Consider the following 10,086-nt stretch of genomic DNA (forward strand, 5'->3'; position numbering starts at 1 on the left):
GCCGCCCTTTTTCGTTACTTACTCACAGGCCTTGTGTAAGCTTTGCTTAGGAGTTTACACGTTGCTGACCTGCACTGCGTCGTCGCTTACCCATGTGGCATACTTGGGCGAGAGCAGGTACACCGTAGTCGGCCCATTACCCGTGTCGGCTAGTTGATGACGATCTGCCTCGTCGTAGGCAGCGATGGCCTTAGACGCATCGCTTTCAGGATCATCGAGGTCGCCGTAGAAACGCGCCTCGCCACAGCAGGCCTTCACGCATGCGGGCAGCTCGCCCTTGTCGGTAAGGGGCTTACACAACGTGCACTTTCCTACCACACTCTCGGCCTCGTTCAGGGCACGCACGCCATAGGGGCATGCGCTCAGGCACGACTCGCAACCGATGCAGGTCTCCTGATCGATGAGTACAATACCCGTTTCTTCGTCGCGGTAGGAAGCGCCGGTTGGGCACACCTCCACGCACGGCGCGCCGGCGCACTGCTGGCACATGGTGGGCAGCCAGTACTGTTCGATATTGGGGAAGGTGCCGTTCGGTCCTACTGGTGTCACGCGACTCCAGTACTGCCCTAGGGGCACGTCGTTCTCCTGTTTGCACGCCGCCTCGCAACCGAAGCAGCCGATGCAGCGGTTCAGGTCGACAACAATAGCATTACGCGTCATAGACGGCATAACCTCCTCCCGTTTCGTCGGTCACCTCAGGCAGCCACGGCGTGAATTCCTTCGGCTCGGTCCACACGCCCTCAGGCGCGCTGTCGGCCTTCGTCACCTTCACAGTAAATCCGCGTAGCGTATAGGTGCCGAACTCCGGATTGTACGGCTTATCGTTCTTGGTCAGAATGTTTACATTCATAACCTTCCAAGCACGCGACGGATCGTCGGAGTCAAGCAGCTCTGGGTTCCAGAAGCGCTCTTGGTAGATTACTTTGGGTGCGATGCCTTCGGTGATGTGAATGCGGCCCTGAATCTTGCCGCGGCGGCTTTCAACGAAGCACCAGTCGCCTTCTTCCACGCCGATCTCGGCGGCCGTCACCGGATTCACCCAGGTCTGCGGCACGGGGTACATCTCGCGCATCCAAGGAACGTTGCGCAGCGTGCCGTGGTGATACATTGGCACGCGACCCTCGGTGAGCACGTAGGGGAACTCGGTGTCGGTAAGCGGTGATTCTGCAGGTTCTTCGTAGTGTGGCAGCGGCAGATAGTCAACACTGGCCGGGGGCAGCACGTAGTTGTCCCAGAACGATGCACCAGACGGACCACCCGTGCGGCCAGTGATGGTCATAGCTTCGGCATAGGGCTCCATGCGGTGCGAGGTGGTGGCGAAGCCTGTCGGCAGGCCTGTTTCCGGGTTCTCCTTCTCGTAGCTTTCGTAGCTTGAGGTGATCCACTCTTCCATAGGCATGAACTCGGCCGGCAGCTTTTCGCAGCATTCGTCCCAGCTCCACTCTTCGCCGAACGACTTGCTCATGAATGCGGCCAGATAGCCCTTATACTCGTCGTAGGTCTTCCAGTAGGGGCCGGCGGCACCACAGTTCTTGGGGTCAAACGCCATCTGAGCCTCTTTGTGACCACGGTCGGCTAGAGCGGACACGATCCATGACCAGATGAGCGTTTCGTCTACGTGCTCGAAAGTATGAACCACGTCGCGGCGGATAAGCCAAACGTTGCAGCGGTCGGCACCGTAGGCAGTTTCGAGCCACTCGGCCGTGGGCAGAATCATGTCGGCAAGCTCGATAGAAGTTGTCGTGGGATACATATACATGTGCACGATGAACTTCATCTTCTTCATAGCCTCAAGGAAGGTGGACGCGTCGCCGATCATGGCAAGCTTGTTGCCGGAACGGTCGATCCACATTTCGGGCTGATAGGGCTCGCCGGTGTTCATGGCCTCCATGATGGTGGGGATGTGCGAGGCCATCCAGTAGTTCAGGCCCTTGTGCTCGATGATACCCAGACGGCGGTTTACTACTTCCTCGGTCGGCGAGAGCGGTGTGGGGCCGAACAGGTTGAACGGGAACAGGAAGTAGGTGCCGAGCGACTGGTTCTTGCGGCTCTGGATAGTGTTGCCCTGATGGCATGCGTTACCCATGAGCGACTCGATGATGGTTACGCCCTCGGGCACCTGGGCCGACTGCGCGTACTGGTCGGTAGCCACGCCCAGACCGATGCCAGAGTGAGGTGACCCTTCGCAATAGAGCTTAATGGCTTCCTCAATGGCGTTCGCTTCGCACCAGGTGATTTCGGCAGTGTGCTCAAGCGTCCACTCGGCACAGTTGTCCCACACGGCGCGGAATGCGGTGCGGCTCTTCTTGCCGTTCACTTCGAATTCGCCGTCGAGTACAGGAGCGATGCTGTCGTCTTGCGGCCAAGGCATGGCGGCAGGTGCGTTGGTGTTCGCGTCCCATACCACGTAGTCAGTTGCCTCGCCGATACCCAGCTCGTCAGCATGGTAGAGCAACATCGTTTCCTCGTTGATGAGGAAGGGCAGGTTCGTCCATTTCACACACCATGCCTCATCATAGAGTTTGTTCTCGATGATGTAGCGGGTCCAGCCATTGGTCATGGCTACGTCAGTACCAGGACGAATGGGTAGCCATACATCGGCTTTGGCGGCGTCGGGAGTGAAGCGCGGGTCGATGACCACGGTCTTCATCCCCTTCATGCGAAGGTCGTTTACGGCGCGCCCGCCGGAGGGTACGTGGCTTTGCGACGGGTCGGTGCCCCACATGACCAGGCAAGAGGGAACCGTTTCGGTGTAGTAGATCTCGCCTACGGTAGAGTCGGCGATAGATGTGTCGTTGCAGCCGTTGAGCATGGGCTGAGTACACATGCGGGGCAGGTAGCACTGGGCGCAGCCTGGCTCGAAGAAGTTACCACCGCCAAATGCCTGCAGGAAGCGGTGCAAGCCGAAAAACTGCGGGTTTCCGCCGCCGCCTGTGGAGATAACAAGCTTCATGGGATCTTTCTCGTAGATTTCCATGAGGTTGTCGGCGATGGTGTCGATGGCTTCTTTCCAGGAGATGCGCTCCCATTCGTTACCACCGCGCTCTCCCACGCGTTTCATGGGGTACTTCATGCGATTGGGATTGTAGAGCGCCTGAATGGCGGCCAAACCCTTCGCGCACACGCGGCCCTTCGACATGGGATCGACCGGGTCGCCTTCGATCTTGACGACGCGTCCGTTTTTCACATGCACCAGTACACCGCAGTTCGAGATACATGCGCGGCACGAGGAATGAACAATTTCCACCCCCTCTTCGCCTGATTGGTCGGCACCCGTGTCAGCCGGCTTTTGCTGCTCCATGTTGGAACAGCCCGTCGCTGCGCACGCGGCGGCCGCAGCTCCGGCCACCATGAGAAAATTACGGCGCGTCAACGTAGCTTGACTCATACGCGTTTCCTCCTCCTTTTCCTCTCTTTTCGTTGTCTTGCGCGACTGTTATTCGGCCAGGATCGCTCGTCCTGTGTCGGTTACAGTCCACGCTTTTCCATTCCACGCGAGCGCGCCGATAGATTCCAGCGAGCCCGTGAAATAGCTTGCATGGAGGCTGTCTATGCCGCGGGCAGCCTCGGTTTCGAGCATGTCGGCACATTTAAGGGTTTCTTGCAGCTCACGAGTGGTTTTTGGAGTTGCGGCACAAGCGGTAAGTACTGCAAGAAAAGCGCCCCTGCGCTGGGGATAAGGTGCTATCAAGTGATTAAAAGAGCGTTCCTCGCGCACATCGGCTGCCACAGCAATACCTTCGGGTGTGGATGTGAGCGTGACAGATACAACAGCATCCTCGGCCACATCTTCGTCGGCTTGCAGATCTTCGAGTGTTCCGGTATAGGGCTCGCCGTCGACGAAAACGCACTTGCGCAACGCGCCACTTCGCACGAGCGCGCCAATGATGCCAGCGGCGCTCTGAATCTGGCTTTGAGAGGTTCGCTGAATCTCACAGAACGCGCATGCTTCTTCTTCATCTTGCTCGTCGCAGCAGTACTCGATAAGCGAGCAGTAGATGGTTCGGTATGCTGGATTCGTCTCTATTACACGCGCGGTACGCTTGTATACCTCGGAGTTGAAGTCGCCAGAGTTGTCTTCCATGATGATGTCTCTTCCCGCCTCAAAGCGACTGGTTATCGGCCGCGTATGGGTATTAGCCTGATTTCGTTAGCTTAACGGGGAAGTGATGCCGTACGAATCGTTCATCATGGATGAAACCGACGTATTTTTCGCCCTCACTCAAATTGCATGAAGGAAGCGACCTGGGAAAACTCTGAAATTGGTGAAGGATGATCGAGCGAGGTTTCCCTAGCTGTGTGTGCACTCGCCGCCCGTGCCACCCTCGCGCTCGATGAACTCCATCAGCTCGCGGCGACTGTGTACGTCGAGCTTTACGTAAATGCGGCGGACGTGGGAGCGTACCGTATTGAAGGAGATAAACAGCTCGTCGGCGATAGCTTTGGTATCCTTGCTGAGTGCCAACAGCTCGAGTACGTCAGCTTCGCGTTGTGATAGGCCGTGATCAACAGCTAGTACGGCGCACAAGCGTCGTAGCGACGCTTGGTATCCGCCGAGTGTCGAGGGGATGGGTATCTCTGTCGGTAGAGCTGGTGTTAGTTTGTAGGTAGCGGGAGCAGAAAGGGCAGGGGTTGGAGAATCCATAGCAGACGCAACAGGTGCGCTGTTCGCAACATCGTCGACGTCTAAGTCGCTTACAGCGGGCTGCATAAGCTCACACACATCATCCAACCGAAGCAGAAGCTTGCTTGCCACCACGCATAAGATAATGGAAGCCGCCATAATCAAAGAAAACGAGCGGGGAGACACTTCAATGGCATACAAAAGCGAACCTGCGCCCATGCCGGCGGTCGCCCCTAAACACGCCGCCCCAAAACCGATACCAATTACTTGTACTGCCAAGCGTCCCGAACGAAATGATACACGGCAGAGCAGACCCCACAAACATAACAGCGTCACGCCGAAGAGTACCGAGGATACGTCTCCCATGATCACCGGCGTCACATTCAGTAAAGCCAGCACCAGCACTGTGAGCACCGAACCGAGTAGAATCCCGTAAAACAGCACTCCGAATACCGTATGGCGTGGTGCTATCCACGCCATAACCACAATAGCCATAGCTGCTGCGATGAGTCCGAGTCCTACAAGGCATCGCGATGTGGCGAACTGACTCAGTTCGATCAGATTAGGATAGTAGCCTCGTGTGAGGCTCAGTAAAAACAGCAGCATGACGATGTAGGCAATCAAGCGTGCCAATTTCGTCGAGATACGAGGGTATTCAAGTGAACGGTCAGCATCCGTAAGGGCGAGCGAAGTTCCCTCACTTACGTCGAGTGACAGGAGGAAGGCTGCTAAGGGCAAAAGCAGTACGAGTACGACAACTGCCAGTGATCGTAGTTCGCACAGGAGCAGCATTGTATCTAACGCATACACAAGTACACCAAGCATAAGTGCGCATCCCATGCCCACCAGCGCCGCGCGCGTATCCACTTCCGAAAATGCAATAGCTACGCGTAGTGCAATAAGTGCCGTTACGCACCCAGTGAGCACTGCCGCCGCGAAGAATAGTGGTGTGGGCAGCATGGGTCCGTTTAAAACCACAAGGGTGGCCGCTGCGCCTATACACGATGCCCACGACAAGGGGCGCTCACCTAGCAGGCGACGCATGGTCCACTGCGGGAAAAAGCTCAGTGCGATGAGTGTCACACCCAAGGAGAGTGTCGATATCACAAAGGCACCTGACGTCGCTTGGCGTGGGTCGATGTCAGCGGGAAAGAAGGCATCGGTACTGTAGATAATGGTGATCCACGCGATCCAAAAGCTTGCGCCGATGACACCGAAAGTGGGTACACGCCCCATCGAGTGCATCAGGCGCTCTTCTCCGAAGCCTAACTCTTCTCTCATTCTTAATCTCCCCGTGGGAATTCTCCATGATCTTTCAAGTATACGAGGATGGTCACCGGATGCAAGGGTCGGTAGCATTTCGGAGCTTCAAGACGCCACCTTGCAAATGCAGGACAAGCCTTAGTCAGTGTTTCCCTACATTTCCTCGATGAGGCATTCATGGGTTTTCGTCTGGGGATCCCAGCAGATGCCGACGGCAAGGGGATGTTTGTCTGGAGCAGTATCAGCAAAGGCGTCAGCGAAAAGGGCTCCGTAATTCCGTTGGCGAATCTGGTCGATAGCTTCTTGAGCGCTTCCCGCTGCCTTTAGTTCCACAATGAAAGGGGTCCAGCGATTGTCGGAAGTGTTTTTGGGGATGAATGCGATGTCGGCTACGCCCTTGCCAGCTGGTTCTTCGCGTCGTACCCAGTAGCGGTCGCGGGCAGCCAGGTACACCAAGTTCACCAGTGCGGCCAAGTCGGCCTCATTGGCATAGCGCAACAAGGGAACTTCTTGGTCGTGAGCTGCTTCTAGCACATGGGCTACCTCTTCGCCGTCTCTACGCAAGGTGGCATTGAGGAGTGACTCACTGCGGAGGGCTAGTGATGCTACATAGCCCATCTCCCTCTTGGAGAGCACATCCTGAAACTTCAACATGAGTTCGTGGTTGGGGATAGACACCGCCCCATCGTAATACGTGAGGAATCCGTAGATGACCATAGCCGACAGAATCTCGTTGCGCGAAGATAGGCTCATGGCTGAGGCGGCGTAATTCTTCATGTCAGCGCGCACCGATTCGCCGGCCACCATGCGTACGATATCTTCACGCACTGCGTCAGTGTTGTGGCGCACATAATAGTAAATTTCATCATAAGGTCCCGACTCTGTCCAATAGCTGCGCAAGCTGTCGTCGCCAAGAGCCAACACGACTGATCGCGGGTTGAAGCGTCGCTCTCCCGTTTCGGTCAAGTATCCGTCATACCAGTTTGCAAGACCCTCATAATCGACGCGGGCCTGAGGATTGCGCTCGTGATGGAGAGCGCACAATTTTGCTACCTCGGCTTCGGTGAAGCCAAAGAACTCTTCGAATCGTGGGTCTTCTACAGCGTTGTATTCCACGAACATATTCAACTCTGAGCCTGTTGAGTGCTTGGTGATGGGCAGCACGCCGGTCATGTAAGCGAGTTCCACATATGGCTTTGTCTTCAACAGTTGCTTGAGGAACATGAGAAATGCCCGCTGATCTTCGGTTGTGAACAGAGGATTGAAAAACATCGAATCCCATTCATCCATGATAAAGCAGAAACGTGCGCCCGTCTTTTGGAACGTGCGGTCAAGCGCGTCAAGCAGATTTGTGCCTTCCTCGATTTCTGCCGTGGGAGCAAACTGATGGAGATCGCGCACGAGACCTCGGCGAATAGCATTGATGTAGTCGGTATAGCTGCTGCATTCATCAGGCAGTGCACTGAAGTCGATGTATACAACATCATGGGTTCCGCAGTGTGTCATAGCGTGCTTATCTTGCGTAATGTTCAGTTGCTCGAATAGATCGGTAGCTTGCGTGTCTCGGCTGAGGAAGGAAGCGAGCATTTGGGCGTTGGTTGTTTTGCCGAATCGTCGGGGTCGTGTGACACAAACATACATGTTCGAGGTGGCAATAGAAGGAACCAAAGCAGAAATCATGGCAGATTTATCTACGAAGTAAGGAGATCGGACAACACCCTCGTATCCGATGAGTGGGGCAATGCTGTTAATGTACTTCACGGTGCCTCCTGGAATTGCGTTTCCCCTAGTATAGCAAGGATCGAAGTGTGTCACATTAGGTGGTCTTTGATAGACGAGTGAGCGTTTCTTCACTTTTGGTTGCTTCGGGTAAATGCGGTAGAATACCCGCTCGGACGCTGCTTACAGGAAGGGGCGGCCGCAAGGTGAAAGGAAGCCGCTGACCATGATCATGCAGCTTGAACATATAACGAAGTCGTTTGGAGCGCGCACGCTGTTCTCCGACGTGATGCTTCGCCTAGAGGAATACGACCGCTTGGCGCTGGTGGGGCCAAACGGCGCGGGCAAGACTACGCTGCTCAACATTATATCGGGGCATGAAGATGCCGATGAAGGCCGCGTGCTGCTGGCGAAGGGCGCGCGCGTGGGTTACCTGGAGCAGGAAGCCATCGAGATGCCCGATCGGGCCATCTTCGAAGAAGTGTTGTCGTCTCAGGTGGAGATTCTTGCCGCCGAACGCCGTTTGCAAGAGCTCGAACAGGGCCTTGGCGACAATCCCACGCCACAGCAGCTGGCTGCAGCGGGCCGCGCCCGCGATGCGTATGAGGTGTTAGGCGGCTATCAGATCGAGGCGAAGGTGCGCAGCGTGCTGTTCGGTTTGGGCTTTAAGGAAGATGACATGCGCCGGGCGACTACCGAGTTTTCCGGCGGCTGGCAGATGCGCATTGCGTTGGCGAAGCTGCTCATTCGCAATCCCGAAGTGCTGCTGCTCGACGAGCCCACGAATCATCTCGATCTTGAAAGCGTGAAATGGCTTGAAGGGTTTTTGCGCGGGTATTCTGGCACGGTGATCGTGGTCAGTCATGACCGCGCGTTCATGGACAATATGGTTGACCGTGTGGCAGAAATCGACAACGGCAAGGTAAACCTGTTCAAAGGCAACTACAGCGCTTATCTGAAGGAACGTTCTGCGCGTATTGAGCTTTTGCGCGCGAAACGCACCAAGCAAATCGACGAGATGCACCACCTTGAGGCGTTTGTGGAGCGGTTCCGCTACAAGGCGACGAAGGCTCGCCAGGCGCAAGAGCGCGCCGCCCGTTTGGAGAAGCTACGCGCTGAACTGGTGGAAATTCCCGAAGAGAAAAAAACGGTGCGCTTCAACTTTCAGCAACCTCCCCGCACGGGCGACATGGTAGTGCGTGCAACGGGCCTGGTGAAGCGCTTCGGAGATAAGGTGGTATACGACGGGCAGGACTTCACCATGTACCGCGGCGATAAGATAGCGCTGGTGGGTCCGAATGGTGCTGGCAAGTCGACGCTGCTGAAGATGGTTGCCGGGGTGCTTGCACCCGATGAGGGCACCATCGAGTACGGCGTGCACGTGAGCAAGACGTACTACGCGCAGCATCAGCTGGAAGAGCTACATCCGGGTAACACGGTGTTTGAAGAGCTCGACCACGTGGCTCCCGGTTGGACCATATCGCAGGTGCGCACGCTGTTGGGCGCGTTTTTGTTCGTGGGCGATGCGGTTGACAAAAAGGTGAGCGTGTTATCGGGCGGAGAGAAGAGTCGCTTGGCACTAGCGAAAATGCTTGTTGCGCCGCGTCCCTTGTTGTGCTTGGACGAGCCTACGAACCACCTGGATATTGCGAGCGCAGACATTCTGGAGCAGGCGCTTTCCGTCTTCGAGGGAACAATCTTGTTCATCACGCATGACAGGCACCTTATTCGCAGTGTGGCGAACCGCATTGTTGAGGTGACGCCGGGCAAGCTTGCGGTGTACGACGGCGACTACGACTACTATTTGTACAAGAGTGGGCAGCTTGCTGGCGAGGCCCCGAAGGATCAGTCGCTCGTTGACGAGGTGATGGGCGCGGCATCTTCGCCGTCTGCATCATCGGGCGGGGCGAAGGACGCTCGCTCTGGTGCAGCTGGTAAGGACGTTCGCGTCGGCACGGCGGGCAAGGGCAGCGCGGGGTCGAAGACGGTTGTTACGGTGAACAAGCATGTGCGCGGCAAGAAGCAGCCTGAGTCGAAGCAAGAGCTAACTGCGCCTCGGGGCAGCGCGCCGAAAACCAAGGAACAGAAGCGCCGCGAAGCCGAGGCGCGCAACCGCGCATATGCGGCACTGAAGAACCACCGGAAGCGCATTGCGCAGCTCGACGCGCAGATGGAACGCGACAATAAGCGCGTGGCTGAGTTGTTGGAACTGATGGCCGATCCCGACTTTTACATTAACGAGGATGCATCGAGCAATGCTATTGCCGAACACGCGAAACTGAAGAAGCGCTTGGCGGAAGCCGAGGAAGAATGGCTGCTGCTTACCGAAGAACTTGAAGAGGAAATGGCCCGTCAGGCGGAAAATGCGTAAAGGTGCACGCACTGGGCGCCGTGGGACATCGGGGACATCGGGGACGGGGTGGGACATCGGGGACGTAGGTTATTGTCCCGCGCCTGCGGGACAATAACCTACGTCCCCG

At 56.5% G+C, this 10,086-nt stretch carries 6 protein-coding genes; 1 reads left to right on the top strand and 5 read right to left on the bottom strand.

What is annotated here, in order from left to right:
- Nucleotides 1–54: 54 nt before the first annotated feature.
- The 5 genes from G7Y43_RS09260 to G7Y43_RS09280 all read right to left on the bottom strand — a co-directional run bounded on the left by G7Y43_RS09260 (nucleotide 55) and on the right by G7Y43_RS09280 (nucleotide 7,648).
- Nucleotides 55–660 carry a 4Fe-4S dicluster domain-containing protein gene (locus G7Y43_RS09260; RefSeq protein WP_165046127.1) on the bottom strand — a complete coding sequence of 202 codons (606 nt, stop codon included), beginning with the start codon at nucleotides 658–660 and terminating at the stop codon, nucleotides 55–57.
- On the bottom strand, nucleotides 650–3,388 hold the full coding sequence (locus tag G7Y43_RS09265; protein ID WP_165046128.1) for a molybdopterin-dependent oxidoreductase: 2,739 nt from the start codon (nucleotides 3,386–3,388) through the stop codon (nucleotides 650–652). The genes G7Y43_RS09260 and G7Y43_RS09265 overlap by 11 nt, the downstream gene beginning before the upstream one ends.
- Before the next feature lie 48 nt (nucleotides 3,389–3,436).
- Nucleotides 3,437–4,084 (bottom strand): hypothetical protein, encoded by a 648-nt coding sequence (locus G7Y43_RS09270; protein ID WP_165046129.1) that lies wholly within the window; start codon nucleotides 4,082–4,084, stop codon nucleotides 3,437–3,439.
- 207 nt (nucleotides 4,085–4,291) lie between these two features.
- Nucleotides 4,292–5,905 carry a response regulator transcription factor gene (locus G7Y43_RS09275; protein WP_165046130.1) on the bottom strand — a complete coding sequence of 538 codons (1,614 nt, stop codon included), beginning with the start codon at nucleotides 5,903–5,905 and terminating at the stop codon, nucleotides 4,292–4,294.
- A 135-nt stretch (nucleotides 5,906–6,040) separates the two neighbouring features.
- Nucleotides 6,041–7,648, bottom strand: coding sequence for an AAA family ATPase (locus tag G7Y43_RS09280; protein WP_165046131.1), 1,608 nt, complete (start codon nucleotides 7,646–7,648; stop codon nucleotides 6,041–6,043).
- A 184-nt stretch (nucleotides 7,649–7,832) separates the two neighbouring features.
- Here G7Y43_RS09280 and G7Y43_RS09285 point away from each other — a divergent pair, with 184 nt between their 5' ends.
- On the top strand, nucleotides 7,833–9,977 hold the full coding sequence (locus G7Y43_RS09285; RefSeq protein WP_165046132.1) for an ABC-F family ATP-binding cassette domain-containing protein: 2,145 nt from the start codon (nucleotides 7,833–7,835) through the stop codon (nucleotides 9,975–9,977).
- Nucleotides 9,978–10,086: the final 109 nt, after the last annotated feature.

The organism is Adlercreutzia sp. ZJ138 (genome assembly GCF_011038935.1).
GTDB lineage: Bacteria > Actinomycetota > Coriobacteriia > Coriobacteriales > Eggerthellaceae > ZJ141.